33 protein-coding genes are annotated in these 23,716 nt (G+C 64.4%); 30 read left to right on the top strand and 3 right to left on the bottom strand.

The window, feature by feature from the left end; all coding sequences use genetic code 11:
• Positions 1 to 77: 77 nt before the first annotated feature.
• Positions 78 to 530 carry a MarR family winged helix-turn-helix transcriptional regulator gene (locus tag RPPS3_RS16780; protein WP_107345087.1) on the bottom strand — a complete coding sequence of 151 codons (453 nt, stop codon included), beginning with the start codon at positions 528 to 530 and terminating at the stop codon, positions 78 to 80.
• A gap of 145 nt (positions 531 to 675) precedes the next feature.
• On the opposite strand from RPPS3_RS16780, the gene RPPS3_RS16775 reads away from it, so the two are divergent.
• A complete protein-coding gene (locus RPPS3_RS16775; RefSeq protein ID WP_107345086.1) occupies positions 676 to 1,104 on the top strand; it encodes a VOC family protein in 429 nt (142 codons plus the stop codon).
• Positions 1,105 to 1,336: 232 nt separating this feature from the next.
• A complete protein-coding gene (locus RPPS3_RS16770; RefSeq protein ID WP_107345085.1) occupies positions 1,337 to 2,545 on the top strand; it encodes an MFS transporter in 1,209 nt (402 codons plus the stop codon).
• A gap of 40 nt (positions 2,546 to 2,585) precedes the next feature.
• Here RPPS3_RS16770 and RPPS3_RS16765 read toward each other — a convergent pair whose 3' ends face one another.
• Entirely contained in the window at positions 2,586 to 2,987 is a 402-nt protein-coding gene (locus tag RPPS3_RS16765; RefSeq protein ID WP_107345084.1) for a MerR family transcriptional regulator, read from the bottom strand.
• 65 nt (positions 2,988 to 3,052) lie between these two features.
• Between RPPS3_RS16765 and RPPS3_RS16760 the strand changes: the two genes are divergently transcribed.
• The gene (locus RPPS3_RS16760) at positions 3,053 to 5,176 is read left to right on the top strand and encodes a heavy metal translocating P-type ATPase (RefSeq protein WP_107345083.1); all 2,124 of its coding nucleotides are present in this window, start codon (positions 3,053 to 3,055) and stop codon (positions 5,174 to 5,176) included.
• Between the two features lie 87 nt (positions 5,177 to 5,263).
• Here RPPS3_RS16760 and RPPS3_RS16755 read toward each other — a convergent pair whose 3' ends face one another.
• On the bottom strand, positions 5,264 to 6,190 hold the full coding sequence (locus tag RPPS3_RS16755) for a hypothetical protein (RefSeq protein WP_234819970.1): 927 nt from the start codon (positions 6,188 to 6,190) through the stop codon (positions 5,264 to 5,266).
• A gap of 918 nt (positions 6,191 to 7,108) precedes the next feature.
• Between RPPS3_RS16755 and rpsL the strand changes: the two genes are divergently transcribed.
• From rpsL to RPPS3_RS16620, 27 genes are all read left to right on the top strand, one after another.
• Positions 7,109 to 7,480: a 30S ribosomal protein S12 gene (gene rpsL / locus RPPS3_RS16750; RefSeq protein ID WP_008969396.1), complete on the top strand. Its 372-nt coding sequence runs from the start codon at positions 7,109 to 7,111 to the stop codon at positions 7,478 to 7,480.
• Between the two features lie 15 nt (positions 7,481 to 7,495).
• A complete protein-coding gene (rpsG, locus tag RPPS3_RS16745; RefSeq protein ID WP_107345081.1) occupies positions 7,496 to 7,966 on the top strand; it encodes a 30S ribosomal protein S7 in 471 nt (156 codons plus the stop codon).
• A gap of 30 nt (positions 7,967 to 7,996) precedes the next feature.
• Positions 7,997 to 10,069, top strand: coding sequence for an elongation factor G (gene fusA, locus RPPS3_RS16740; protein ID WP_107345080.1), 2,073 nt, complete (start codon positions 7,997 to 7,999; stop codon positions 10,067 to 10,069).
• Between the two features lie 38 nt (positions 10,070 to 10,107).
• Positions 10,108 to 11,298 (top strand): elongation factor Tu, encoded by a 1,191-nt coding sequence (tuf, locus tag RPPS3_RS16735; protein WP_107345079.1) that lies wholly within the window; start codon positions 10,108 to 10,110, stop codon positions 11,296 to 11,298.
• Between the two features lie 88 nt (positions 11,299 to 11,386).
• Positions 11,387 to 11,695 (top strand): 30S ribosomal protein S10, encoded by a 309-nt coding sequence (gene rpsJ / locus RPPS3_RS16730; protein ID WP_002712302.1) that lies wholly within the window; start codon positions 11,387 to 11,389, stop codon positions 11,693 to 11,695.
• Between the two features lie 50 nt (positions 11,696 to 11,745).
• Positions 11,746 to 12,471, top strand: a complete 726-nt coding sequence (gene rplC, locus RPPS3_RS16725; RefSeq protein WP_107345078.1) for a 50S ribosomal protein L3 — start codon at positions 11,746 to 11,748, stop codon at positions 12,469 to 12,471.
• Position 12,472: 1 nt separating this feature from the next.
• The gene (rplD, locus tag RPPS3_RS16720; RefSeq protein WP_107346648.1) at positions 12,473 to 13,093 is read left to right on the top strand and encodes a 50S ribosomal protein L4; all 621 of its coding nucleotides are present in this window, start codon (positions 12,473 to 12,475) and stop codon (positions 13,091 to 13,093) included.
• Positions 13,090 to 13,389, top strand: coding sequence for a 50S ribosomal protein L23 (locus RPPS3_RS16715; protein WP_011158793.1), 300 nt, complete (start codon positions 13,090 to 13,092; stop codon positions 13,387 to 13,389). Before rplD ends, RPPS3_RS16715 begins: the two co-directional genes overlap by 4 nt.
• Positions 13,390 to 13,402: 13 nt before the next feature.
• Positions 13,403 to 14,239, top strand: a complete 837-nt coding sequence (rplB, locus tag RPPS3_RS16710) for a 50S ribosomal protein L2 (RefSeq protein ID WP_107345077.1) — start codon at positions 13,403 to 13,405, stop codon at positions 14,237 to 14,239.
• 11 nt (positions 14,240 to 14,250) lie between these two features.
• Positions 14,251 to 14,529 (top strand): 30S ribosomal protein S19, encoded by a 279-nt coding sequence (gene rpsS, locus RPPS3_RS16705; RefSeq protein ID WP_011158791.1) that lies wholly within the window; start codon positions 14,251 to 14,253, stop codon positions 14,527 to 14,529.
• 10 nt (positions 14,530 to 14,539) lie between these two features.
• Positions 14,540 to 14,923 (top strand): 50S ribosomal protein L22, encoded by a 384-nt coding sequence (gene rplV, locus RPPS3_RS16700; protein WP_011158790.1) that lies wholly within the window; start codon positions 14,540 to 14,542, stop codon positions 14,921 to 14,923.
• Between the two features lie 22 nt (positions 14,924 to 14,945).
• Positions 14,946 to 15,653, top strand: a complete 708-nt coding sequence (gene rpsC / locus RPPS3_RS16695) for a 30S ribosomal protein S3 (protein ID WP_011158789.1) — start codon at positions 14,946 to 14,948, stop codon at positions 15,651 to 15,653.
• A gap of 32 nt (positions 15,654 to 15,685) precedes the next feature.
• Positions 15,686 to 16,099, top strand: coding sequence for a 50S ribosomal protein L16 (rplP, locus tag RPPS3_RS16690; protein WP_011158788.1), 414 nt, complete (start codon positions 15,686 to 15,688; stop codon positions 16,097 to 16,099).
• Positions 16,100 to 16,104: 5 nt separating this feature from the next.
• On the top strand, positions 16,105 to 16,314 hold the full coding sequence (rpmC, locus tag RPPS3_RS16685; protein ID WP_011158787.1) for a 50S ribosomal protein L29: 210 nt from the start codon (positions 16,105 to 16,107) through the stop codon (positions 16,312 to 16,314).
• Between the two features lie 12 nt (positions 16,315 to 16,326).
• Positions 16,327 to 16,575, top strand: coding sequence for a 30S ribosomal protein S17 (gene rpsQ, locus RPPS3_RS16680; protein ID WP_013501923.1), 249 nt, complete (start codon positions 16,327 to 16,329; stop codon positions 16,573 to 16,575).
• Positions 16,576 to 16,638: 63 nt separating this feature from the next.
• Entirely contained in the window at positions 16,639 to 17,007 is a 369-nt protein-coding gene (gene rplN, locus RPPS3_RS16675) for a 50S ribosomal protein L14 (RefSeq protein ID WP_011158785.1), read from the top strand.
• Entirely contained in the window at positions 17,007 to 17,321 is a 315-nt protein-coding gene (rplX, locus tag RPPS3_RS16670) for a 50S ribosomal protein L24 (protein WP_011158784.1), read from the top strand. Before rplN ends, rplX begins: the two co-directional genes overlap by 1 nt.
• Complete coding sequence (gene rplE / locus RPPS3_RS16665) at positions 17,314 to 17,871, top strand: 50S ribosomal protein L5 (protein WP_011158783.1); 558 nt, start codon at positions 17,314 to 17,316, stop codon at positions 17,869 to 17,871. The genes rplX and rplE overlap by 8 nt, the downstream gene beginning before the upstream one ends.
• Before the next feature lie 43 nt (positions 17,872 to 17,914).
• Positions 17,915 to 18,220: a 30S ribosomal protein S14 gene (gene rpsN, locus RPPS3_RS16660; protein ID WP_012496648.1), complete on the top strand. Its 306-nt coding sequence runs from the start codon at positions 17,915 to 17,917 to the stop codon at positions 18,218 to 18,220.
• Positions 18,221 to 18,235: 15 nt separating this feature from the next.
• Positions 18,236 to 18,634 carry a 30S ribosomal protein S8 gene (gene rpsH, locus RPPS3_RS16655; RefSeq protein ID WP_107345076.1) on the top strand — a complete coding sequence of 133 codons (399 nt, stop codon included), beginning with the start codon at positions 18,236 to 18,238 and terminating at the stop codon, positions 18,632 to 18,634.
• A gap of 112 nt (positions 18,635 to 18,746) precedes the next feature.
• Positions 18,747 to 19,280, top strand: coding sequence for a 50S ribosomal protein L6 (rplF, locus tag RPPS3_RS16650; RefSeq protein WP_107345075.1), 534 nt, complete (start codon positions 18,747 to 18,749; stop codon positions 19,278 to 19,280).
• An 11-nt stretch (positions 19,281 to 19,291) separates the two neighbouring features.
• The gene (rplR, locus tag RPPS3_RS16645; RefSeq protein WP_107345074.1) at positions 19,292 to 19,654 is read left to right on the top strand and encodes a 50S ribosomal protein L18; all 363 of its coding nucleotides are present in this window, start codon (positions 19,292 to 19,294) and stop codon (positions 19,652 to 19,654) included.
• Positions 19,655 to 19,714: 60 nt separating this feature from the next.
• Positions 19,715 to 20,290: a 30S ribosomal protein S5 gene (gene rpsE, locus RPPS3_RS16640; RefSeq protein ID WP_011158778.1), complete on the top strand. Its 576-nt coding sequence runs from the start codon at positions 19,715 to 19,717 to the stop codon at positions 20,288 to 20,290.
• A 58-nt stretch (positions 20,291 to 20,348) separates the two neighbouring features.
• The gene (gene rpmD / locus RPPS3_RS16635) at positions 20,349 to 20,543 is read left to right on the top strand and encodes a 50S ribosomal protein L30 (protein WP_011158777.1); all 195 of its coding nucleotides are present in this window, start codon (positions 20,349 to 20,351) and stop codon (positions 20,541 to 20,543) included.
• 12 nt (positions 20,544 to 20,555) lie between these two features.
• Positions 20,556 to 21,041 (top strand): 50S ribosomal protein L15, encoded by a 486-nt coding sequence (gene rplO / locus RPPS3_RS16630; protein ID WP_107345073.1) that lies wholly within the window; start codon positions 20,556 to 20,558, stop codon positions 21,039 to 21,041.
• 152 nt (positions 21,042 to 21,193) lie between these two features.
• Positions 21,194 to 22,525 carry a preprotein translocase subunit SecY gene (secY, locus tag RPPS3_RS16625; protein WP_107345072.1) on the top strand — a complete coding sequence of 444 codons (1,332 nt, stop codon included), beginning with the start codon at positions 21,194 to 21,196 and terminating at the stop codon, positions 22,523 to 22,525.
• Complete coding sequence (locus tag RPPS3_RS16620; protein ID WP_107345071.1) at positions 22,522 to 23,661, top strand: adenylate kinase; 1,140 nt, start codon at positions 22,522 to 22,524, stop codon at positions 23,659 to 23,661. Before secY ends, RPPS3_RS16620 begins: the two co-directional genes overlap by 4 nt.
• The last annotated feature ends 55 nt before the right edge of the window (positions 23,662 to 23,716 follow it).

Genomic DNA, 23,716 nt, shown 5'->3' with positions numbered 1-23,716 from the left:
CGCCGTCTTGTGCCGGGCTTGATCGCCTGGACTTAGTCGCCGTCGATATCAGTCCAATTTTGAAGAGCCAGACCGCCTCAATCGGCGAGGCGGCCGAGCACGTTCAGCTCGGCGCGCAGGCGGTCGGCATCGGCGAGATCGGCTTCGATCTCCGCATGCAGCTTGCGCCAGATCGGCACTGCCGCGGCCAGCGTCTTCCGCCCCGTAGGCGTTAGCCGCAACAGCCGCGCGCGCCGGTCCGCCGGATCAATCAGCACTTCGAGCAGATTGCGCCGCTCCAGTGGCTTCAAGTTCGCCGTGAGCGTGGTGCGGTCCATCGCCAGCAGCGCAGCGACGCCGCCGAGTGGGGCAGGCTGCGGACGGTTCAGCGACATCAGCAGCGAGAACTGACCGCTGGTGAGCCCGGCCGGCTTCAGCGCGAGGTCGAACCGCCGCGCCAGCGCCCGCGCGGCCCGTTGGGCGTGCAGGCACAGGCAGCTATCGCGCACCAGCAGCGTGGTTTCGAAACTCGGTTCGGCCGGGGAGCGCATTTGCGAACGGCTCTTGACAACGGAAGGACGATATACGTTGATATCAACCTAAATCGACGGGATCAAGCGCCGCCACCGGCGGGCTGCGCGGGCCTTAAGCCAGCGCGGCATTCATCGCGCCACGTCGATCAGGGAGGACCACCGCATGAAGATCGTGACCAGCCTGAGCTTTCAGGGGCAGTGCCGCGACGCGTTCGAGTTCTACGCCAAGGTTCTGGGCGGTAAGATCACCGCGGCCATTCCATACGGCGATGGGCCTCCGGACATGCCGATCACCGATCCGAAGTACAAAACCTGGCTGATGCATTGCTGGCTCGAAGTCGGCGATCAGGCGCTGATGGGCGCCGACATGGACGTCGGTTGGGCCTCCAACATCGACAAGCCGAAGAACGGATTCGATGTCACGCTGCACACCCAGGACAAGGCTCAGGCGCAGCGCTGGTACGAGCAATTGTCCGAAGGCGGCAAACCGATGATGCCATTCGCCGAGACGTTCTGGTCGCCCGGGTTCGGCTCGCTGATCGACCGCTTCGGCATCCCGTGGATGATCAATACCCAACCCGCGCAGACCTGAAGGCGCCGCGGACCCGGCGAAAAAATGCCGGTCCGATGTCGGCTGCAGCAGGAGTGTTTCGTCCTTGAAGCACGGGAGACTCACGCCTCTAGCGCAAGCCTTTCAACGTCATTGCGAGCGAAGCGAAGCCAACCAACTTCGTGCACCGAGCTGGATGGCTTCGTCGCTTCACTCCTCGCAACGATGCGGCAAGGAATGACGCGGGAAACGCTCGCACAACACGGAAACAGCCATGAACCAATCCTATCGTTGGGTGATCGTTGCGGCCGGCGGCGTGCTCGGCTGCGTTGCCGCCGGCGCGATGTTCTCGCTGCCGGTGCTGATCCGGCCGATGTCGCAGGACACCGGCTGGTCGGTCACCGGTATCTCGACCGCGATGACCATCGGCTTCCTGGCGATGGCCGCCGCCAGCATGCTGTGGGGCAATCTGTCGGACAGGTTCGGCCCGCGCCCCGTGGTGCTGACCGGCTCGGCGGTGCTCGCCGCCAGCCTCGCGCTCGCCAGCCGGGCCGGTTCGCTGATCGAATTGCAGTTGCTGTTCGGCGTGCTGGTCGGTGCTGCGACAGCCGCGGTGTTCGCGCCCATGATGGCCTGCGTCACCGGCTGGTTCGACACCGGGCGGGGCCTTGCGGTGTCACTGGTCTCCGCCGGCATGGGGATGGCGCCGCTGACGATGGCGCCGCTGGCGGCATGGCTGGTGACGATCCACGATTGGCGCGGCGCGATGCTGATCATCGCGGCGATCACAGCCGCGCTGATGATCCCCGCAGCGCTGCTGGTGCGGCGGCCGCCGGCGCTAGCAATGGGCGGCGCCGAGGTTACTTCCGCCGATGCGCCGGACGACATGACACTCAAGCAGGCGGTGCGGTCGCCGCAATTCGTCACGCTGATGCTAGCGAATTTCTTCTGCTGCGCGACCCATTCCGGCCCGATCTTCCACACCGTCAGCTACGCTGTGACCTGCGGCATTCCGATGATCGCCGCGACCTCGATCTACAGCGTCGAGGGGCTGTCCGGCATGTTCGGTCGGCTCGGCTTCGGCCTCGCCGGCGATCGCTTCGGCGCGCAGCGCGTGCTCGTGATCGGCCTGCTCGCGCAGGCGTTCGGCGTGTTGGCCTACGCCTTCGTTGGCGGGCTCGGCGGCTTCTATGCGGTCGCCGTCGCGGTCGGCTTCATCTACGCCGGCACCATGCCGCTCTACGCCGTGATCATCCGCGAGAACTTTCCGCTGCGGATGATGGGCACCATCGTCGGCGGCACCGCGATGGCCGGCAGCCTCGGCATGTCGACCGGCCCCGTGCTGGGCGGGCTGATCTACGATGCCTACGGCAGCTACGCGCCGATGTATGTCGCCTCCTGCGGCATGGGCCTCGCCGCGATGCTGATCCTGGCGACCTTTAGGCCGTTCCCGCAGCGGCGGAGCGAGTTGGCAGTGGCGTAGGAGAGGGGGCCGTTCTGCTGCGCCGGCAGCGCGGCGGGCCTTACGGAGACAGCGCCTCGATGATGCGGCAGTCGGCGACCGTTCCGCAGCTGCATTGGGTGATCATGTGGTCGAGCTCGTGGCGCAGGGCCTTGAGGTCGGCGATCTTGCGATCGACTTCGGCCAGATGCTGCTTGGCGATGGCGTCGATGGCATCGCAGGAGCGGGTGCGGTCGTCAGACAGATCGAGCAACGCGCGGATCTGATCGAGTGAAAAGCCGAGATCGCGGGCGCGTCGGATGAAGCTCAGACGGTTGAGATGCTCGGTCGTGTAGGCGCGGTAGTTGCCCGGCGTGCGCGCGGGGGCCGACAGCAATCCGATCCGCTCGTAATACCGGATGGTTTCGACCTTGGTGTCGGTCTGACGCCCGAGATCGCCGATTGCGAGATGGTCCGTCTGCATGTCTTGACCCTGTAGCTGCTACAGGGTGCATATGGGGTGTCACAACGCTTTGTCGAGGTGACGCTATGGCGACCAACGCCTACAAAACTCGCGTAGAGGGCATGGATTGCGCCTCCTGCGCGCTCAAGATCGAAACGGCGATGCAGCGGCTGCCGGGTGTCGCGGATGTCCGCGTCAGCTATTCGGCTGCCACCTTGGCGCTTCGGTTCGATCAGGACAGAATCTCGCCGAGCACCATCGACGAGGAGCTGCGCTCGCTCGGTTATCGACCGCAGGCAATTGCGCCGTCGCCCAGCAGCATCCGGGCCGAGCGGAAACGACTGCCGTGGTGGCAGGATGCGAAGCTGCAAACCGTCATGATCGCAGCGGCGGTTTTCGCTCTGGCGTTCGCCTTGTCGCATTTGTTTCCGGCCTACGAGCGATGGCTCTATTCCGCAGCGGCTGCGATCTGTCTGATCCCAATCGCACGCCGGGCCTTGATCGGCGCACGTTCGGGATCGCCTTTCAGCATCGAAACGCTGATGACCGTTGCGGCGATCGGCGCGGTCGTGATCGGTGAGGCCGAGGAAGCGGCCGTGGTCATCGTTCTGTTCAACGTTGGCGAATGGCTGGAGACATTCGCGGCGGGGCGTGCACGAGCGGGCATTGAAGCGCTGACCGACGTCGTGCCACGCACCGCGAGACGGCTGCGCGACGGCTCGGACCAGGTCGAGGAAATTCCGGCCGCCGACCTGATGATCGGCGATGTCGTGGTGGTGCGTCCCGGCGACCGTATCCCGTCAGACGGCAAAGTCCTCGACGGCCATTCCGACGTGAACGAAGCGCCGATCACCGGCGAGTCCGTGCCGGTCGCCAAGGCGGTCGGTGATCACGTCTATGCCGGTAGCATCAATGCCAACGGCGAGCTGCGCATCGAGACGACGAATGCGGCGGCCGACAACACCATCGCGCGCATCATTCACCTCGTCGAACAAGCGCAGGAGAGCAAAGCGCCGACGGAACGGATGATCGATCGGCTCAGCCGGTGGTACACGCCAGCCGCAATGCTGCTGGCGTTCCTGGTCATCATCGTGCCGCCGCTCGGCTTCGGCGAGGATTGGGCGACCTGGATCTATCGCGGCCTGGCCACGCTGCTGATCGCGTGTCCATGCGCCCTGGTGATTTCGACCCCGGCCGCGATTGCGTCCGGACTTGCGGTGGGGGCTCGCAAAGGGCTGCTGATCAAGGGCGGCGCGGTGCTGGAAACGCTCGGCAAGGTGAAGACCGTCGCCTTCGACAAGACCGGTACGCTGACGCTGGGGCAGCCTCAGGTGACCGACGTTGTTTCTGTCATCGGTCAGCAGGACGACGCGGTGCTCGCGCGCGCCGCGGCGGTCGAAGGCAACACCAGTCATCCGATCGGGCAGGCGATCGTCCGCGCCGCGAAGGCACGTGCCTTGCAGCTGCCCGTCGTGTTCGGCGGGAGCCAGGCGGTGCCGGGCAAGGCGATTTCCGCGCGTCTGAAAGACGGCTTCGCCTTCGTCGGATCTCCGCGCTTTGCCGCCGAACGGACTACGATCCCGCCGGAGCTTGCGACGACGATCTCGGACCTCGAGCGTGAGGGCAAGACGGTCGTGGTCCTCATCTCTGGAAACACCTGCGAGGGAGCGATTGCGGTGCGCGACGAGCCGCGCCCGGATGCGGCAGGAGCTTTGCGGCAACTGACGTCCAAAGGCATCGCGGTGGTGATGTTGACCGGCGACAACGCACGAACCGCGCAGGCCATCGCCGGACAGCTCGGCATGGAAGCGCGTGCGGAGCTGCTGCCCGACGCCAAGCTCGCAGAGATTAGTCGCCTGAAGGAAGTGTCTCCCGTCGCGATGGTCGGCGACGGCATCAATGATGCGCCGGCGCTCGCGGCCGCGTCCGTCGGCATCGCCATGGGCGGAGGAACCGACGTGGCGCTGGAGACCGCCGACGCGGCGCTGCTGAATGATCGCGCCCATGGCGTCGCGGAACTGATCGCGCTGTCGCAGGCCACGCTCGGCAATATCTGGCAGAACATCTCGATCGCGCTCGGGCTGAAAGCGGTGTTTCTCGCTACCAGCCTGCTCGGCGTGACGACGTTGTGGATGGCGATTCTTGCCGACACCGGCGCCACGGTGCTGGTCACCGCGAACGCCCTCAGATTACTGCGGTGGCGGGCGTGAGAGGCATGATCCGGCGTGCGGGCTTCGAGGCTGGGCGGCAGCTGCCGCGTCCTGTCTGCTTGCGCTTGCTCGACGACGTGTGCCGCTTCAGTTCTTTGTCAGATACAGCGGCGTCCTCACCGTGAGCTGATACGCAGGCTTCGGTGTCCATGACACCTGCGCGGTGATGCCGAACAGGCGGTTGTCGTTGTCGTCGAGCTTGTCGAGGTCGATCCGCAGGATCGGCTGGGTGAAGGCATCGATCGGGGTGAAGCGCAGCAGCTCGGCGCCGCCGAATGACTGTAGGCCGGCGCGCCCGGTGAGCTTCCAGTTGTTGTCCCACTGATAGTAGCCGCCGAGCCAGCCGACCGTGTTCGGATGGATCGCGGCGCGGTCGGCGTCGATCGCTGTGGTGGTGAACTGGACGCCGGCGAGGACGCCGCGGGTCTCGTCGGCGTCGAACGCGTAGGACGCCTCCAGGATGGTGTTGAGCGATGTGGTGGCCAGCGGTCCGCTCGGCACCGAGCGGGTGAGGGTGGTCTGCAGCGTCAGGGTCGGCAGCGAGCCGCCGTCCTGGCGATAGATGTCGGCCTGGACGCCGACGTTCCAGCTGGTGATGTCGACCGAGCTCCAGCCGGCGCCGCTGTTGCTGGTGGTGGTGCTGAAGCCGCCGTACAGCGAGACGCGGTCGTTGACGTCGATCGTCAGCGGTACGTCGAGCTCCACGCTCTGGCTCGCCGGCAGCGTCGGTGCCTGCAGCGGCGGCAGCGCCGCCAGCTCGCGCAGGCGGGACAGCACGGCGATGGTCGGGTTCGAAAAGCCGATCGAGAGCGTGCCGGCCGGGGTGCGCCCGTAGGTGGTGCGGAAGTCGAGGTAAATATTGGGGTAGGTCTGCGCCGGCGTCTCGTCGTCGTCATCGTCGTCGGCCGCGAAGGCCGGGCCGCCGAGGAACTGCAGCGCGGCGGCGGCGATCGCGATCGCTGCCACCCGGCGCCAAGAGTGCGGCAGTGACCGATTTCGCCCCGAACCCGCCATTTGTTTCCACGCATCCCGCGGCCGGCCGACACGGCGCCCCGGCGGCCACTTAGCCATAGCGCCGCCGCTGCCGGCAATCCGGAGCGGCGGCCGGTCTGTGGATCGTCCCGCCCCGCGACGCTCCCGGCGAGCTGGCTCGCCGATCAGTAATCTCAGCGGCATGGCAGGTCGCTACTAAAATACCGCCATGTGGACCGGAAGCCTGAGCGGGGGCGGCTGTCTCGAATCGAGACGCCAAGGGAGCGCGAATCCGTCGCCGAGTCGGTACGGAATCGCTCTTCCGATTGCTCACGATTCTATGAATCGGGTCCCGCGAGGTGCCGATCCGCGTCCCGCGAGCCGGTCGTCGAGGCCGAAATTGGAGCTCGATCGCGCGCCAAGCGGGACGCCACAACGCCCCATTTCATCGGCGTTTCATGACGGTCGGAGAGGTAGTAGAAAGTCGTCGCCGAACCGTCATCTGGCAGCGGTTTTGCCTTGACTTAGGATAGGTCCGCCGATACAACCCGCCCACTTCAAGACAGGCGGTGAGCGTCGCCAACGTCGGAACGGACAACCCGGGCCGTCCTTTCAAGGACTTACGGGCACCACCCTCGACCCAAGACGCTCAAACGCTGTCGACATAAGCCAGGCAATGCCAGGACATTAAGCGTTCTTTCGAGTTCTTTCTCGGCAAGGACGGTTTTGGAAGTATGACCTCGGTAGGAACCGGTCAGCGGAAAGCTGCCCGGTCTTTGCTGCGGTCCTCTGTTGCGTGGAAGCGCTTTCCGCTCAGCGATGGGTGGCTGGCGCGATTTCGCTTTGCGTGATCGGACGATTGGTTCGATCGAGCAGGGCGGCCGCTGGAGCGGGTAGCTCCGAACGAATTTGCGAAACCGACTGACCGGTTTCGCGCGAAGCTTGAGGGTGAAGGCGAAGATGCCGACGATCAACCAGCTGATCGCAAATCCGCGCGTGGTGCAGAAGTCGCGCAAGAAGGTTCCGGCGCTGCAGCAATCGCCGCAGAAGCGCGGCGTGTGCACCCGCGTCTACACCACGACGCCGAAGAAGCCGAACTCGGCGCTGCGTAAGGTCGCCAAGGTGCGCCTGACCAATGGCTTCGAGGTCATCGGTTACATTCCGGGTGAGGGCCACAACCTGCAGGAGCACTCGGTGGTCATGATCCGCGGCGGCCGCGTCAAGGACTTGCCGGGCGTGCGCTACCACATCCTCCGCGGCGTCCTCGATACCCAGGGCGTCAAGAACCGTAAGCAGCGCCGTTCGAAGTACGGCGCGAAGCGTCCGAAGTAAGCGGGGAGAGCATCCATGTCCCGTCGTCACGCCGCCGAGAAGCGCGAAGTTCTTCCCGATCCGAAGTTCGGGAACATCATTGTCACCAAGTTCATGAACTCGGTGATGTACGCCGGCAAGAAGTCGGTCGCCGAAAGCATCGTTTACGGTGCGTTCGACCTGATCGAAGCCAAGACCAAGCAGCCACCGCTCGGTGTGTTCGAGCAGGCGCTCGACAACGTGATGCCGACCATCGAGGTCCGCTCCCGCCGCGTCGGTGGTGCGACCTACCAGGTCCCGGTCGAAGTTCGTTCGACCCGTCGTCAGGCTCTGGGCATTCGCTGGCTGATCGCCGCCGCCCGCGGCCGCAACGAAAAGACCATGACCGAGCGGCTGTCGGCTGAACTGCTCGATGCGTCGAACAACCGTGGCAACGCGGTGAAGAAGCGTGAAGACGTGCACAAGATGGCGGAAGCCAACCGCGCGTTCTCGCACTATCGCTGGTAACGGCGAAGCAACGGAATCAAGGAAGACGCTATGCCCCGCGTTCACGCCATCGAGGACTACCGCAACTTCGGCATCATGGCCCACATTGATGCCGGCAAGACCACGACGACCGAGCGCATCCTCTATTACACCGGCAAGAGCCACAAAATCGGCGAAGTGCACGAAGGTGCCGCGACGATGGACTGGATGGAGCAGGAGCAGGAGCGCGGCATCACCATTACGTCGGCCGCCACGACCGCGTTCTGGAACGGCAAGCGTCTGAACATCATCGACACTCCCGGCCACGTCGACTTCACCATTGAAGTCGAGCGTTCGCTGCGCGTGCTCGACGGTGCCGTGTGCGTTCTCGACTCCAACCAGGGCGTCGAGCCGCAGACCGAGACCGTGTGGCGTCAGGGCGACAAGTACAAGGTTCCGCGTATCGTCTTCGCCAACAAGATGGACAAGACCGGCGCTGACTTCTTCAAGTGCCTGCAGGACATCATCGACCGCCTCGGCGCCAAGCCGGTGGCGATCCAGCTGCCGATCGGTTCGGAGAGCAACTTCAAGGGCGTGATCGATCTGGTCCGCATGAAGGCTGTGGTCTGGAACGACGAGTCGCTGGGCGCGAAGTTCGAAGACGCCGAGATCCCGGCCGAGCTGCTCGACCAGGCCAAGGAATATCGCGAGAAGATGATCGAAGCCGCCGTCGAGCTCGACGACGACGCGATGTCTGCGTATCTCGAAGGCAACGAGCCGGACGAGGCGACCCTCAAGCGCCTGATCCGCAAGGCGGTGCTGACCGGCGCGTTCTATCCGGTGCTGTGCGGCTCTGCGTTCAAGAACAAGGGCGTGCAGCCGCTGCTCGACGCCGTGGTCGACTACCTGCCGTCGCCGATCGACGTGCCGGCGATCAAGGGCACCGACGACAAGGGCAACGAAGTCGTGCGCAAGGCGGACGACAAGGAGCCGCTGGCTCTGCTTGCGTTCAAGATCATGGACGACCCGTTCGTCGGCACCATCACCTTCTGCCGCATCTACTCGGGCATCCTGCAGAGCGGCACCGGCGTGGTGAACTCGACCCGCGAGAAGAAGGAGCGCATCGGCCGCATGCTGCTGATGCACGCCAACAACCGCGAAGACATCAAGGAGGCCTATGCCGGCGACATCGTCGCGCTGGCCGGCCTCAAGGAAGCTCGCACCGGTGACACGCTGTGCGATCCCGCCAACCCGGTGATCCTCGAAAAGATGGAATTCCCGGAGCCGGTGATCGAGATCGCGATCGAGCCGAAGTCGAAGGCCGACCAGGAAAAGCTCGGCGTCGCGCTGGCGAAGCTGGCGGCGGAAGATCCGTCGTTCCGGGTGTCGACCGATCAGGAGTCCGGCCAGACCATCCTCAAGGGCATGGGCGAACTCCATCTCGACATCAAGGTCGACATCCTGAAGCGTACCTACAAGGTGGACGCCAACATCGGTGCGCCGCAGGTGGCGTTCCGTGAGCGCATCACCAAGAAGGCCGAAGTCGACTACACCCACAAGAAGCAGACCGGTGGTACCGGTCAGTTCGCTGCGGTGAGCTTCGTCGTCGAGCCGACCGAGCCGGGCGCCGGTTACATCTTCGAGTCGAAGATCGTCGGTGGTGCGGTGCCGAAGGAGTACATCCCGGGTGTCGAAAAGGGCATCGAGAGCGTGCTGTCTTCGGGCGTGGTCGCGGGCTTCCCGGTGGTCGACGTCAAGGTGACGCTGGTCGACGGTAAGTACCACGACGTCGACTCGTCGGCGCTGGCCTTCGAAATCGCCTCTCGTGCCGCGTTCCGCGAAGCGCTGCAGAAGGGCAAGTCGGTTCTCCTCGAGCCGATCATGAAGGTCGAAGTTGTGACCCCGGAAGACTACACCGGTTCGGTCATCGGCGACCTGAACTCGCGGCGTGGCCAGATCCAGGGTCAGGACATGCGCGGCAATGCCAACGTGATCAACGCGATGGTGCCGCTGATGAACATGTTCGGCTACGTCAACAACCTGCGCTCGATGAGCCAGGGCCGGGCGAACTTCACCATGCAGTTCGACCACTACGCGGAAGCGCCGGCCAACGTGTCGGCTGAAGTCCAGAAGAAGTTTGCCTGATTGTCGCAGGTGTAAGCCGCGACTGAACGGAGAGAGCAATGGCCAAAGCAAAGTTTGAACGTACGAAGCCGCATTGCAACATCGGGACGATCGGTCACGTCGACCATGGCAAGACGTCGCTGACTGCGGCGATCACCAAGGTTCTGGCGGAGACGGGCGGTGCGACGTTCACGGCCTATGACCAGATCGACAAGGCGCCTGAAGAGAAGGCGCGCGGCATCACGATTTCGACCGCGCACGTCGAGTACGAGACGCAGAACCGTCACTACGCGCACGTCGACTGCCCCGGCCACGCCGACTACGTGAAGAACATGATCACCGGTGCGGCGCAGATGGACGGCGCGATCCTGGTGGTGTCGGCGGCCGACGGCCCGATGCCGCAGACCCGCGAGCACATCCTGCTGGCCCGTCAGGTCGGCGTGCCGGCGCTGGTGGTGTTCCTGAACAAGTGCGACATGGTCGACGATCCGGAACTGCTCGAGCTGGTCGAGATGGAAGTGCGCGAGCTTCTGTCGAAGTACGACTTCCCGGGCGACGACATTCCGATCGTCAAGGGCTCGGCTCTCGCCGCGCTGGAGAACTCGGATCCGAAGCTGGGTCACGACGCGATCCTGGAGCTGATGCGCCAGGTCGACGCCTACATCCCGCAGCCGGAGCGTCCGATCGACCAGCCGTTCCTGATGCCGGTGGAAGACGTGTTCTCGATCTCGGGCCGCGGCACCGTGGTGACCGGCCGTGTCGAGCGCGGCATTCTGAAGGTCGGCGACGAAATCGAAATCGTCGGCATCCGCGACACGCAGAAGACCACCTGCACCGGCGTCGAAATGTTCCGCAAGCTGCTCGATCAGGGCCAGGCGGGCGACAACATCGGCGCGCTGCTGCGCGGCACCAAGCGTGAAGACGTCGAGCGTGGCCAGGTGCTGTGCAAGCCGGGTTCGGTGAAGCCGCACACCAAGTTCAAGGCCGAAGCCTACATTCTGACCAAGGAAGAGGGCGGCCGCCACACCCCGTTCTTCACCAACTACCGTCCGCAGTTCTACTTCCGCACCACCGACGTGACCGGTGTGGTGCACCTGCCGGAAGGCACCGAGATGGTGATGCCGGGCGACAACATCGCGATGGAAGTGCACCTGATCGTGCCGATCGCGATGGAAGAAAAGCTGCGCTTCGCCATCCGCGAAGGCGGCCGCACGGTGGGCGCCGGCGTCGTCGCCGCGATCATCGAGTAAGCGGGGAATAGCGAATAGAGGGCGGCGGACGGATGTCCGTCCGCTGCTCACTACTCACCATTCGCGACACGAAAGAAAGAATACGGCAATGAACGGCCAGAATATTCGCATTCGCCTCAAGGCGTTCGACCATCGGATTCTCGATACGTCGACCCGTGAGATCGTCAACACCGCGAAGCGAACCGGTGCGCAGGTGCGTGGGCCGATCCCGCTGCCGACCCGGATCGAGAAGTTCACCGTCAACCGTTCGCCGCACGTCGACAAGAAGAGCCGCGAGCAGTTCGAGATGCGCACTCACAAGCGCCTGCTCGACATCGTCGACCCGACCCCGCAGACCGTCGATGCTCTGATGAAGCTCGACCTGGCCGCCGGCGTCGACGTCGAAATCAAGCTCTGAGATTGTAACGTCCGGTTATCGAACGGACAGAAAGAACAGGAAGCACGCCGATGCGCTCCGGAGTGATCGCACAGAAGGTCGGGATGACGCGGGTCTTTACAGAGGCCGGCGAGCATATCCCTGTGACCGTGCTGAAGCTTGGCAATTGCCAGGTGTTGGGCCACCGCACCACTGAGAAGAATGGCTACGTGGCGCTGCAAGTCGGTTCCGGCTCGCGCAAGACCGTGTATATGCCGAAGGCCGAGCGCGGCCAGTTCGCCGCCGCCAAGGTCGAGCCGAAGCGTAAGGTCGAGGAGTTCCGCGTTTCCGAGGATTCGCTGCTCCCGGTCGGCGCCGAGATCCAGGCCGATCACTTCGTCGTCGGCCAGTTCGTCGACGTCACCGGCACTTCGACCGGTAAGGGCTTCGCCGGCGGTATGAAGCGCTGGAACTTCGGCGGTCTGCGCGCCACGCACGGCGTGTCGGTGTCGCATCGCTCGATCGGTTCGACCGGTGGTCGTCAGGACCCCGGCAAGACCTTCAAGAACAAGAAGATGCCGGGCCACATGGGCGTCGATCGCGTCACCACGCTGAACCTGCGGGTGGTGCAGACCGATGTCGAGCGCGGGCTGATCCTGGTCGAGGGCGCCGTGCCCGGCACCAAGGGCGGCTGGATCCGCGTGCGTGACGCGGTGAAGAAGGCGCTGCCGGCGGATGCGCCGAAGCCGGGCAAGTTCCGGCTCGCCAATGGCGATGCGGCTGCGGAAGCGCCGGCCGCCGAGCAGGAAGGTGCGTGAGATGGAACTGAAAGTCACCACCCTCGAGGGTAAGGAAGCCGGTTCGGTCCAGCTCTCCGACGAGATCTTCGGTCTGGAGCCGCGCACCGACATCATTCAGCGTTGTGTGATCTGGCAGCTCGCGAAGCGGCAGGCCGGCACCCACAAGGCCAAGGGCCGCGCCGAAGTCTGGCGCACCGGCAAGAAGATGTACAAGCAGAAGGGCACCGGCGGTGCTCGTCACGGTTCGCAGCGGGTTCCGCAGTTCCGTGGCGGCGGTCGCGCCTTCGGCCCGGTGGTGCGTTCGCACGCCATCGACCTGCCGAAGAAGGTGCGTATCCTGGCGCTGCGTCATGCTCTGTCGGCGAAGGCCAAGGGCGGCGGTCTGATCGTGCTCGACAAGGCCGAGCTCGAAGCCGCCAAGACCAAGACGCTGGTCGGTCACTTCTCGGGCCTCGGCCTCGAGAGCGCGCTGATCATCGACGGTGCCGAGGTGAACAACGGTTTCGCCGCGGCGGCCCGCAACATCCCGAACATCGACGTGCTGCCGGTTCAGGGCATCAACGTCTATGACATTCTGCGCCGCAAGAAGCTGGTGCTGACCAAGGCGGCGGTCGATGCGTTGGAGGCGCGCTTCAAATGAAATCCATCGATCCGCGCCATTACGACGTGATCGTTGCGCCGGTCGTGACTGAAAAGTCCACGATGGCGTCCGAACACAACAAGGTCGTGTTCAAGGTGCAGGGCGGCGCGACCAAGCCGCAAATCAAAGAAGCCGTCGAAAAGCTGTTCGACGTCAAGGTGAAGAGCGTGAACACGCTGGTGCGCAAGGGCAAGACCAAGGCCTTCCGCGGCACCTTCGGCACGCAGTCGGACGTCAAGCGTGCGGTCGTGACCTTGGAAGAGGGCCACCGCATCGACGTCACCACCGGACTGTGAGGCGGGACCGACCATGGCATTGAAGACCTTTAATCCCACGACGCCGGGCCAGCGCCAGCTGGTGATGGTTGATCGTTCGGCGCTGTACAAGGGCAAGCCGGTCAAGCGGCTGACCGAAGGCAAGAACTCGAACGGCGGTCGTAACAACACCGGCCGCATCACCGTTCGGTTCCGCGGCGGCGGTCACAAGCAGACCTACCGCATCGTCGATTTCAAGCGCACCAAGGTCGACGTTCCGGCCAAGGTCGAGCGTCTGGAATACGATCCGAACCGCACCGCCTTCATCGCGCTGATCAAGTACGAGGACGGTGAGCAGGCCTACATCCTGGCGCCGCAGCGTCTGGCGGTCGGCGACACCGTGATCGCGGGTGCCTATGTCGACGTGAAGCCGGGCAACGTGATGCCGCTGGGCAACATGCCGATCGGCACCATCGTGCACAACGTCGAGCTGAAGATCGGCAAGGGCGGCCAGCTGGCCCGTTCGGCCGGTACCTACGCTCAGATCGTCGGTCGCGACCACGACTACGTGATCCTGCGCATGAACTCGGGCGAACAGCGCCTGGTTCACGGCCGCTGCATCGCGGCGATCGGTGCGGTGTCCAACCCGGACCACATGAACATCTCGATCGGCAAGGCCGGTCGCAAGCGCTGGCTCGGCCGTCGCCCGCATAACCGCGGCGTCGTCATGAACCCGATCGACCACCCGCACGGCGGCGGTGAAGGCCGCACCTCGGGCGGCCGTCACCCGGTCACCCCGTGGGGCAAGCCGACCAAGGGTAAGAAGACCCGTTCGAACAAGTCGACCGACAAGTTCATCCTCATCAGCCGCCACAAGCGGAAGAAGAAGTAAGGAAGCCGGACATGGTTCGCTCAGTCTGGAAGGGCCCGTTCGTCGAGGCCTCGCTGCTGAAGAAGGCCGATGCCGCGCGTGCGTCGGGCCGTCACGACGTAATCAAGATCTGGAGCCGTCGCTCGACCATCCTGCCGCAGTTCGTCGGCCTGACCTTCGGCGTCTACAACGGCCAGAAGCACGTCCCGGTGTCGGTGAACGAGGAAATGGTGGGTCACAAGTTCGGCGAGTTCTCGCCGACCCGCACTTTCCACGGCCACGCCGGCGACAAGAAGTCGAAGAAGGGTTGAGGACGAGACGATGAGCAAACCCAAGCGCGAACGTAGCCTGCCTGATAACGAGGCGAAGGCTGTCGCCAGGATGCTTCGCGTCTCTCCGCAGAAGCTCAACCTGGTCGCCCAACTGATCCGCGGCCGCAAGGCGTCGGCGGCTCTCGCCGACCTCGCGTTTTCGCGCAAGCGGATCGCGGTCGATGTTAAGAAGTGCCTCGAATCGGCTATCGCCAACGCCGAGAACAATCACGACCTCGACGTCGATGCGCTGGTCGTCTCCGAGGCCCACGTCGGCAAGGGCATCGTGATGAAGCGTTTCACCCCGCGCGGCCGTGGTCGCTCGGGTCGTATTTTCAAACCCTTCGCGCAGCTGACGATCGTCGTTCGTCAGGTCGAAGAAGCAAGCGCTTAAGCGAAGGCGCGGGAGACTTTCGATGGGTCAAAAGATCAATCCGATCGGGCTGCGGCTGGGTATCAACCGGACGTGGGATTCCCGTTGGTTCGCCGGCAAGAACGAGTACGGCAAGCTGCTGCACGAGGACGTCAAGATCCGCGAGATCCTGCACAAGGAACTGAAGCAGGCGGCGGTCGCGCGTATCGTGATCGAGCGCCCGCACAAGAAGTGCCGCGTGACGATCCACTCGGCGCGTCCCGGCGTGGTGATCGGCAAGAAGGGCGCCGACATCGACAAGCTGCGTAAGAAGGTTGCCGACATCACCTCTTCGGACGTGGTGATCAACATCGTCGAAATCCGCAAGCCCGAGCTCGACGCGACCCTGGTCGCCGAGTCGATCGCGCAGCAGCTCGAGCGCCGCGTTGCGTTCCGCCGCGCGATGAAGCGGGCGGTGCAGTCTGCGATGCGTCTCGGCGCCGAAGGCATCCGGATCAACTGCTCGGGCCGCCTCGGCGGTGCCGAAATCGCCCGTATGGAGTGGTATCGCGAAGGCCGCGTGCCGCTGCACACCCTGCGCGCCGACATCGACTACGGCGTTGCGACCGCGTTCACGACCTTCGGCACCTGCGGCGTCAAGGTCTGGATCTTCAAGGGTGAGATCCTCGAGCACGATCCGATGGCCCAGGACAAGCGCATGGCCGAAGGCGATGGTGGCGGTTCGTCCCGTCCGCGCCGCGACGCCGCCTGATCGCGCAGAATTCGAATTGAGGGCGTAAAGCCATGATGCAACCAAAGAGAACCAAGTTCCGTAAGGCGCACAAGGGCCGCATTCACGGCGTTGCGTCCTCGGGCGCGACCCTGGCTTTCGGCCAGTTCGGCCTGAAGGCGATGGAGCCGGAGCGGATCACCGCGCGTCAGATCGAAGCCGCCCGTCGTGCGCTGACCCGTCACATGAAGCGTGCCGGCCGCGTCTGGATCCGCGTGTTCCCCGATCTTCCGGTGTCGAAGAAGCCGGCCGAAGTCCGCATGGGCTCCGGCAAGGGTTCGCCGGAATTGTGGGTCGCGCGCGTCAAGCCGGGCCGGGTGATGTTCGAGATCGACGGCGTCAACCAGCAGATCGCTCGCGAGGCGCTGACCCTGGCCGCCGCCAAGCTGCCGATCAAGACGCGCTTCGTCGCGCGTATCGCGGAGTAATCCTCATGGCTGAGATGAAGACTGCCGACATCCGTGCGATGAGCGAAGACCAGATGGACGACGCGATTCTGTCGCTCAAGAAGGAACGCTTCAACCTGCGCTTCCAGCGCGCCACGGGTCAGCTCGAGAACACCTCTCGGCTGCGCGAGGCTCGCCGCGACATCGCTCGCATCAAGACCATCGCCGCGCAGAAGCGCGCCGGCAAGACGAAGTAAGGACCTTTAGACATGCCGAAGAGGACCCTGCAGGGCGTGGTCGTCAGCGACAAGCAAGAAAAGACGATCGTGGTGCGCGTCGACCGCCGCTTCACTCACCCGATCTACAAGAAGACCATCCGGCGCTCGAAGAACTACCACGCGCACGACGAGAACAACCAGTTCAAGCCGGGCGACATGGTGTGGATCGAAGAGAGCAAGCCGATCTCCAAGTTGAAGCGCTGGACCGTCGTCCGGGGCGAACCGAAGAAGACCGCCTAAGCGCGCATTTGCGCATCAGTTTAGCGCGCGAATAGCGCAGCAGAGAGAGGACGAGGTGCATCAATGATTCAGATGCAGACCAACCTCGACGTGGCCGACAATTCAGGCGCACGCCGTGTCATGTGCATCAAGGTGATTGGGGGATCCAAGCGCCGGTATGCGACCGTGGGTGACGTCATTGTGGTCTCGATCAAGGAAGCGATTCCGCGGGGCAAGGTGAAGAAGGGCGACGTGATGAAGGCCGTGGTGGTCCGTGTCCGCAAGGACATCCGCCGCGCCGACGGCTCCGTCATCCGTTTCGACCGCAACGCCGCCGTTCTGATCAACAATCAGTCCGAGCCGATCGGCACCCGTATCTTTGGGCCGGTGCCGCGCGAGCTGCGTGCGAAGAACCACATGAAGATCATTTCGCTGGCGCCGGAGGTGCTGTGATGGCCGCCAAGATCCGTAAGGGTGACAAGGTGATCGTGCTGAGCGGTCGCGACAAGGGCCGCACCGGCGAGGTGTTTGAAGTCCGTCCGGACGCCGGCAAGGCGCTGGTTCGCGGCATCAACGTGGTCAAGCGTCACCAGAAGCAGACCCAGACCCAGGAAGGCGGCATCATCTCGAAAGAGGCGCCGATCGACCTGTCGAACATCGCGATCGTCGGCAAGGACGGCAAGCCGACCCGCGTCGGATTCAAGATTCTCGCGGACGGCAAGAAGGTCCGCGTTGCCAAGCGTTCGGGAGCAGAGATCGATGGCTGAGACCGCTTACGTTCCGCGGCTGCGCACGGAATACGACCGCCACATCCGCACCCAGCTGACTGAGAAGTTCGGCTACGCCAACGTCATGCAGGTTCCGAAGCTCGACAAGGTCGTGCTGAACATGGGCGTGGGCGAGGCGGTGAACGACCGCAAGAAGGCCGAGCAGGCGGCGGCGGATCTGTCGCTGATCGCCGGTCAGAAGGCCGTCATCACCTATTCGCGCGTCGCGATTTCGACCTTCAAGCTGCGCGAAAACCAGCCGATCGGCTGCAAGGTGACGCTGCGCCAGGCGCGGATGTACGAGTTCATCGACCGCCTGATCACGGTCGCGCTGCCGCGCGTCCGCGACTTCCGCGGCCTGAACCCGAAGAGCTTCGACGGCCGTGGCAACTATTCGCTCGGCATCAAGGAGCACATCATTTTCCCCGAAATCGACTTCGACAAGACCGGCGAGTCGTGGGGCATGGACATCACGGTGTGCACCACCGCGCGGACCGACGACGAGGCGCGTGCGCTACTCACCGCTTTCAATTTCCCGTTCCGGCAGTGAGACGCTGAAAAGCCTCTCAAACGCGGAAACCCAGGAGCCTGATATGGCAAAGAAGAGTGCGATCGAGAAGAACAACCGCCGGAAGAAGATGACCAAGAACGCTGCGCCGAAGCGCGCGCGTCTGAAGGCCATCATCGCCGACAAGTCGAAGCCGATGGAAGAGCGCTTCGCGGCCACGCTGAAGCTCGCCGAGATGCCGCGAAACTCGTCGGCGACTCGCATCCGTAACCGCTGCGACCTCACCGGCCGTCCGCGTTCGGTCTATCGTCTCAACAAGCTCAGCCGTATCGCGATCCGCGATCTCGGTTCGCGCGGCCTGGTTCCGGGCCTCGTGAAGTCGAGCTGGTAAGGGGAGGGTCGTCAGATGTCTACGCACGATCCGATCAGCGATCTCATCACCCGCATCCGCAACGCGCAGATGCGCTCCAAGTCCAAGGTTTCGACCCCGGGCTCCAAGATGCGCGCCAACGTTCTCGATGTGCTGAAGTCCGAGGGCTACATCCGCGGCTACGCCACCGTCGAGCATCCGTCGGGCCGCAGCGAGCTCGAGATCGAGCTGAAGTATTTCGACGGCGAGCCGGTGATCCGCGAAATCGAGCGCGTGTCGCGCCCGGGCCGTCGGGTTTACGCCTCGGTGAAGAACTTGCCGCGCGTCAACAACGGCCTCGGCATCTCGGTGCTGTCGACCCCGAAGGGGATCATGGCCGATCACGACGCCCGCGACGCCAATGTCGGCGGCGAGGTTCTGTTCACGGTGTTCTAATCGAAAGCGCGAACGGCCGGACGGTCCGGCCCGGGCGCGCGAAAGAGCGGAAATTGGCGCATCGTCCCGGGCGGGAATTCGCCGGATGATGCAGGGTTAAGAAGGATCGACCATGTCACGCGTTGGCAAGAAGCCCGTCACGGTCCCGTCTGGGGTGACGGCGACCGTCGAGGGACAGACCGTCAAGATGAAGGGGCCGAAAGGTCAGCTTCAGTTCGTCGTGCACGACGACGTCGACGTGAAGTTCGAGGACGGTGCGGTCAAGGTGGCGCCGCGGCACGAGACCAATCGTGCCCGTGCGCTGTACGGGACGGCTCGCGCTCAGATCGCGAATCTGGTGGAAGGCGTCACCAAGGGCTTCGAGAAGAAGCTCGAGATCACCGGCGTCGGCTATCGCGCGGCGATGCAGGGCAAGAAGCTGCAGCTCGCGCTCGGCTACAGCCACGACGTGCTGTACGACATCCCGGAAGGCATCACCATCACGGTGCCGAAGCCGACCGAGATCAACGTCGCCGGCATTGACTCTCAGAAGGTCGGTCAGGTCGCCGCCGAGATCCGCGACTACCGTCCGCCGGAGCCGTATAAGGGTAAGGGCGTGCGTTACGCCGACGAATTCATCTTCCGCAAGGAAGGCAAGAAGAAGTAACGGAGCCGGTCATGTCGAAGATGAAGGTTACGAATGCCCGGCGCACCAACCGGGTCCGGACTGCGCTGCGGCGCACCGCCAACGGCCGTCCGCGGTTGTCGGTGTTTCGCTCGTCCAAGCACATCTATGCCCAGGTGATCGACGACGCCAAGGGCGAGACGCTCGCTTCGGCCTCGTCGCTGGAGAAGACGATGCGCGAGGCCGGCAACACCGGCGCGAACATCGACGCCGCCAAGGCCGTCGGCAAGCTGGTTGCCGAGCGTGCGGTGGAGAAGGGCGTCAAGGAAGTCGTGTTCGACCGCGGCGGCTATCTGTATCACGGGCGCGTCAAGGCCCTGGCAGATGCGGCCCGCGAGAGCGGCCTGAGCTTCTAAATTTCGGTTTGAACGGATACCAGGATCGGGGCGCGAGCCTCGCAAGGATTGGAACACACCATGGCAGCTGAACGCGAACGCGGCGGACGCGAACGGAGCAGGGAGCGCGAGGAGCGCGACAGCGAGTTCGTCGACAAGCTCGTCCACATCAACCGTGTGGCGAAGGTGGTGAAGGGCGGCAAGCGCTTCGGCTTCGCTGCGCTGGTCGTGGTCGGCGATCAGAAGGGCCGGGTCGGCTTTGGCCACGGCAAGGCGCGCGAAGTGCCGGAAGCGATCCGCAAGGCCACCGAGTCGGCGAAGCGCAACCTGACCCGCGTCGCGCTGCGCGAGGGCCGCACCCTGCATCACGACATTGCCGGCCGTCACGGCGCTGGCCGCGTCTATCTCCGCGCCGCCCCGGCCGGTACCGGCATCATCGCCGGCGGTCCGATGCGTGCGGTGTTCGAGACCCTCGGCATCGCCGACGTGGTCGCGAAGTCGGTCGGTTCGTCGAACCCCTACAACATGGTTCGCGCCACCTTCGACGCGCTGAAGCACCTCGACTCGCCGCGTTCGGTTGCCGCGCGCCGCAACATCAAGGTTTCCACTCTGCAGGCCCGCCGCGTCGGTGGCGATGCCGAAGTGGTGGCCGAATAACAGCGTGATCGAGGGCGATCACGCGGTCTTCTGACAAGACGCGATCGGAGTGAACGAGATGGCCAAGGCCGCAAACATGATCAAGGTCGAGCAGATCGGCAGCCCGATTCGGCGCCATCACTCGCAGCGCGAGACGCTGATCGGCCTGAAGCTGAACAAGATCGGCCGCGTCGCCGAACTGCAGGACACCCCTGAAGTTCGCGGCATGATCGGCAAGGTGCAACACCTCGTCCGCGTCGTCGACGAGAAGTAAGGAGACAGGGCGATGAAGCTCAGCGAGATCGCCGACAACGTCGGTTCGCGCAAGAAGCGCATGCGGATCGGCCGCGGCATCGGTTCGGGCAAGGGCAAGACCGGCGGCCGTGGCGGCAAGGGCCAGACCGCGCGTTCGGGCGTGCGCATCAAGGGCTTCGAAGGCGGTCAGATGCCGCTGCATCGTCGCCTGCCGAAGCGCGGCTTCAACAACATCTTCGCGCTCGAATTCGCCGAAGTGAATCTCGACCGCCTCCAGGAGGCCGTCGATGCCAAGGCGATCGACGCCGGCAAGGTGGTCGACGCTGCGGCGCTGGTCGAGGCGGGCGTTCTGCGTCGCGCCAAGGACGGCGTCCGTCTGCTCGGCCGCGGTGAGCTCACCGCGAAGCTGAACATCGAAGTGCACGGTGCGACCAAGTCGGCGATCGCCGCGGTCGAAAAGGCCGGCGGTTCGGTGAAGATCCTCGCCCCGAAGGCGGAAGAAGGCGAGGCAGCGTAATATCCCCGTCAGCGCCCGCTGCTAAAGCGGGCGCCCGGCTTCGCCGGTACGGTGGATTTTTCGACACGCGCGCACCAAATTGAGGCCCGGCGCCGACCCGACCGCCGCATCCGGCGGCGGATCGGGACGAGCAGCGCGGGAGAAAGCCGGATATGGTCTCAGCAGCTGAACAACTAGCGGCAAACCTCAACTTCTCGGCGCTTGGTAAAGCCGAAGAGCTGAAGAAGCGGATCTGGTTCACGCTCGGCGCGCTGCTGGTGTACCGCTTCGGCACGTACATCCCGCTGCCGGGAATTGATCCGAACGTGTGGGAGCAGGTGTTCCGCCAGCAGGCTGGCGGCATCCTCGGCATGTTCAATATGTTCGCCGGCGGCGGCATCCACCGCATGGCGATCTTCGCGCTCAACATCATGCCGTACATTTCGGCATCGATCATCGTGCAGCTGCTGACCACCGTGTCGCCGCAGCTCGAAGCGCTGAAGAAGGAAGGCGAGAGCGGCCGTAAGACGCTCAATCAATACACCCGCTACCTCACCGTGATCCTGGCGCTGTTCCAGTCCTACGGCATCGCCGTCGGCCTCGAAGGCGCGGGCAATGTGGTGTCCGACCCGGGCATGTTCTTCCGGCTGTCGACCACTATCACGCTGACCGGCGGCACCATGTTCCTGATGTGGCTGGGTGAACAGATCACCTCGCGCGGCATCGGCAACGGCATTTCGCTGATCATTCTGGCCGGCATCGTCGCCGAGCTGCCGTCGGCGCTCGCCAACATGCTCGAGCTCGGCCGTCAGGGCGCGCTGTCGACCGGCCTGATCCTGGTCGTGCTGGTGATGGCCGTCGTCGTGATCGCCTTCATCGTGTTCATGGAGCGTGCCCAGCGCCGGCTGCTGATCCAGTATCCGAAGCGCCAGGTCGGCAATAAGATGTTCGAGGGCCAGTCCTCGCATCTGCCGCTGAAGCTCAACACCTCGGGCGTGATTCCGCCGATCTTCGCGTCGTCGCTGCTGCTGCTGCCGACCACGATCGCGAACTTCAACGCCGGCAGCGGGCCGGAGTGGTTCCAGTGGATCGTGACCCAGTTCGGTCACGGCCGGCCGCTGTTCTTGCTGTTCTACATCGGCATGATCGTGTTCTTCGCGTTCTTCTATACCGCGATCGTGTTCAACCCGACCGAGACCGCGGACAATCTGAAGAAGCACGGCGGCTTCATCCCGGGCATCCGGCCGGGCGAGCGCACCGCCGAGTACATCGACTACGTGCTGTCGCGCATCACCGTGGTCGGTGCGATCTACCTGGCGATCGTCTGCTTGATCCCGGAGATCATGATTTCCTACGCCTCGGTCCCGTTCTATTTCGGCGGAACTTCGCTTCTGATCGTCGTCAGCGTGACGATGGATACGGTGGCGCAGGTGCAAGGCTATCTGCTGGCCCACCAGTATGAAGGCCTGATCAAGAAGTCGAAGTTGCGGGGGCGCAAGAAATGAGACTGATCCTCCTCGGACCGCCAGGCGCGGGCAAGGGCACGCAGGCGGGCCGACTGGTCGAGCGGCACGGCATCGTGCAGCTCTCCACCGGCGACATGCTACGCGCCGCGGTCGCGGCCGGCACGCCGATCGGCCTCAAGGCCAAGGACATCATGGCGGCCGGCGGTCTGGTGCCGGACGAGGTGGTGATCGGGATCATCTCCGACCGAATCGATCAGGACGACGCCGCGCAGGGCTTCATCCTCGACGGTTTCCCGCGCACCGTGCCGCAGGCCGAGGCGCTCGACCGTCTGCTCAAGGACAAGGGCTTCGATCTCGACGCCGTGGTCGAGCTCAAGGTCAATGAGGGCGCGCTGCTCGACCGGGTCGAAACCCGCGTCGCCGAGATGCGCGCCCGCGGTGAGGAGCCGCGCGCTGACGACAACGCCGAAGCGCTGGCGAAGCGTCTGTCCGCCTATCGGGCGCAGACCGAGCCGCTGGTCGACTACTACTCCGAGAAGCGCAAGCTGCTGACCGTCGACGGCATGATGACGATCGACGAAGTCACCCGCGAGATCGGCCGGGTGCTCGAGGCTGTCCGCGCTGCGGATGCCAAGAAGGTGACCAAGGCCTCCCGCGCCAAGCGCACGGTCAAGACCGGCGCCAAGAAGGCTGCGACCAAGGCCAAGGGTTCCAAGGCTGCAACCAAGGCCAAGGCTCCGAAGAAGGCTGCGGCGAAGCCCGCCGCCAAGTCGGGCGCGAAGCCCGATTCGGCCAAGAAGGCTTCAGCTAAGAAGCCTTCAGCCAAGAAGTCGTCGGCCAAACAGACGGTTGGCAAGAAGGCTTCAGGCAAGACCGCCGTTGCCAAGAAGGCCGCCGGCAAGCCGGCCGCTTCCAAGGCAGGCAAGGCTGCGGTCGGCAAGACTGCAAAGGCCGGTCTGAAGAAGGCGGCCAAAGCCGTTGCAAAGGCTGGCAAAAAGGCCGCCAAGGCAGTCGTGAAGGCCGCCAAGGGCGCGGCCAAACCGGCAGCCGGTAAGAAGGCGGCTGGCAAGAAGGCGACCAAAAAGGCCGCCGCGACCTCGAAGGCCAAGGCGGTTGCCAAGGCCCCGGCGCGCGGCAACAAGAAGGCCAAAAAGGTCACGAAGAAGCGAGCTTGAATTGGGATTCGGTTGACGAAGCGAAACTGAATCCTTTAATAAGGCCCGAAATCCC

The organism is Rhodopseudomonas palustris, from assembly GCF_003031265.1.
In the GTDB taxonomy this organism is placed as follows: Bacteria; Pseudomonadota; Alphaproteobacteria; order Rhizobiales; family Xanthobacteraceae; genus Rhodopseudomonas; species Rhodopseudomonas palustris_H.
This window is presented reverse-complemented; position numbering and strand designations above follow the sequence as displayed.

Excerpts from the sequence above, each read along its gene's own strand:
- rpsG (WP_107345081.1), top strand. The coding sequence starts at position 7,496 with ATGTCCCGTCGTCACGCCGCCGAGAAGCGCGAAGTTCTTCCCGATCCG.
- rpsL (WP_008969396.1), top strand. The coding sequence starts at position 7,109 with ATGCCGACGATCAACCAGCTGATCGCAAATCCGCGCGTGGTGCAGAAG.
- rpsN (WP_012496648.1), top strand. The coding sequence starts at position 17,915 with ATGGCAAAGAAGAGTGCGATCGAGAAGAACAACCGCCGGAAGAAGATG.
- rplC (WP_107345078.1), top strand. The coding sequence starts at position 11,746 with ATGCGCTCCGGAGTGATCGCACAGAAGGTCGGGATGACGCGGGTCTTT.
- rplE (WP_011158783.1), top strand. The coding sequence starts at position 17,314 with ATGGCTGAGACCGCTTACGTTCCGCGGCTGCGCACGGAATACGACCGC.
- RPPS3_RS16620 (WP_107345071.1), top strand. The coding sequence starts at position 22,522 with ATGAGACTGATCCTCCTCGGACCGCCAGGCGCGGGCAAGGGCACGCAG.
- RPPS3_RS16765 (WP_107345084.1), bottom strand. The coding sequence starts at position 2,987 with ATGCAGACGGACCATCTCGCAATCGGCGATCTCGGGCGTCAGACCGAC.
- RPPS3_RS16715 (WP_011158793.1), top strand. The coding sequence starts at position 13,090 with ATGAAATCCATCGATCCGCGCCATTACGACGTGATCGTTGCGCCGGTC.
- rplX (WP_011158784.1), top strand. The coding sequence starts at position 17,007 with ATGGCCGCCAAGATCCGTAAGGGTGACAAGGTGATCGTGCTGAGCGGT.
- rplR (WP_107345074.1), top strand. The coding sequence starts at position 19,292 with ATGTCGAAGATGAAGGTTACGAATGCCCGGCGCACCAACCGGGTCCGG.
- rpsJ (WP_002712302.1), top strand. The coding sequence starts at position 11,387 with ATGAACGGCCAGAATATTCGCATTCGCCTCAAGGCGTTCGACCATCGG.
- rplD (WP_107346648.1), top strand. The coding sequence starts at position 12,473 with ATGGAACTGAAAGTCACCACCCTCGAGGGTAAGGAAGCCGGTTCGGTC.
- rpsQ (WP_013501923.1), top strand. The coding sequence starts at position 16,327 with ATGCCGAAGAGGACCCTGCAGGGCGTGGTCGTCAGCGACAAGCAAGAA.
- rpsC (WP_011158789.1), top strand. The coding sequence starts at position 14,946 with ATGGGTCAAAAGATCAATCCGATCGGGCTGCGGCTGGGTATCAACCGG.
- rplO (WP_107345073.1), top strand. The coding sequence starts at position 20,556 with ATGAAGCTCAGCGAGATCGCCGACAACGTCGGTTCGCGCAAGAAGCGC.
- RPPS3_RS16775 (WP_107345086.1), top strand. The coding sequence starts at position 676 with ATGAAGATCGTGACCAGCCTGAGCTTTCAGGGGCAGTGCCGCGACGCG.
- rplN (WP_011158785.1), top strand. The coding sequence starts at position 16,639 with ATGATTCAGATGCAGACCAACCTCGACGTGGCCGACAATTCAGGCGCA.
- rplB (WP_107345077.1), top strand. The coding sequence starts at position 13,403 with ATGGCATTGAAGACCTTTAATCCCACGACGCCGGGCCAGCGCCAGCTG.
- rplF (WP_107345075.1), top strand. The coding sequence starts at position 18,747 with ATGTCACGCGTTGGCAAGAAGCCCGTCACGGTCCCGTCTGGGGTGACG.
- rplV (WP_011158790.1), top strand. The coding sequence starts at position 14,540 with ATGAGCAAACCCAAGCGCGAACGTAGCCTGCCTGATAACGAGGCGAAG.
- RPPS3_RS16760 (WP_107345083.1), top strand. The coding sequence starts at position 3,053 with ATGGCGACCAACGCCTACAAAACTCGCGTAGAGGGCATGGATTGCGCC.
- fusA (WP_107345080.1), top strand. The coding sequence starts at position 7,997 with ATGCCCCGCGTTCACGCCATCGAGGACTACCGCAACTTCGGCATCATG.
- tuf (WP_107345079.1), top strand. The coding sequence starts at position 10,108 with ATGGCCAAAGCAAAGTTTGAACGTACGAAGCCGCATTGCAACATCGGG.
- RPPS3_RS16770 (WP_107345085.1), top strand. The coding sequence starts at position 1,337 with ATGAACCAATCCTATCGTTGGGTGATCGTTGCGGCCGGCGGCGTGCTC.
- secY (WP_107345072.1), top strand. The coding sequence starts at position 21,194 with ATGGTCTCAGCAGCTGAACAACTAGCGGCAAACCTCAACTTCTCGGCG.
- rpsS (WP_011158791.1), top strand. The coding sequence starts at position 14,251 with ATGGTTCGCTCAGTCTGGAAGGGCCCGTTCGTCGAGGCCTCGCTGCTG.
- RPPS3_RS16780 (WP_107345087.1), bottom strand. The coding sequence starts at position 530 with ATGCGCTCCCCGGCCGAACCGAGTTTCGAAACCACGCTGCTGGTGCGC.
- RPPS3_RS16755 (WP_234819970.1), bottom strand. The coding sequence starts at position 6,190 with ATGGCGGGTTCGGGGCGAAATCGGTCACTGCCGCACTCTTGGCGCCGG.
- rpsH (WP_107345076.1), top strand. The coding sequence starts at position 18,236 with ATGTCTACGCACGATCCGATCAGCGATCTCATCACCCGCATCCGCAAC.
- rpmC (WP_011158787.1), top strand. The coding sequence starts at position 16,105 with ATGGCTGAGATGAAGACTGCCGACATCCGTGCGATGAGCGAAGACCAG.
- rplP (WP_011158788.1), top strand. The coding sequence starts at position 15,686 with ATGATGCAACCAAAGAGAACCAAGTTCCGTAAGGCGCACAAGGGCCGC.
- rpsE (WP_011158778.1), top strand. The coding sequence starts at position 19,715 with ATGGCAGCTGAACGCGAACGCGGCGGACGCGAACGGAGCAGGGAGCGC.
- rpmD (WP_011158777.1), top strand. The coding sequence starts at position 20,349 with ATGGCCAAGGCCGCAAACATGATCAAGGTCGAGCAGATCGGCAGCCCG.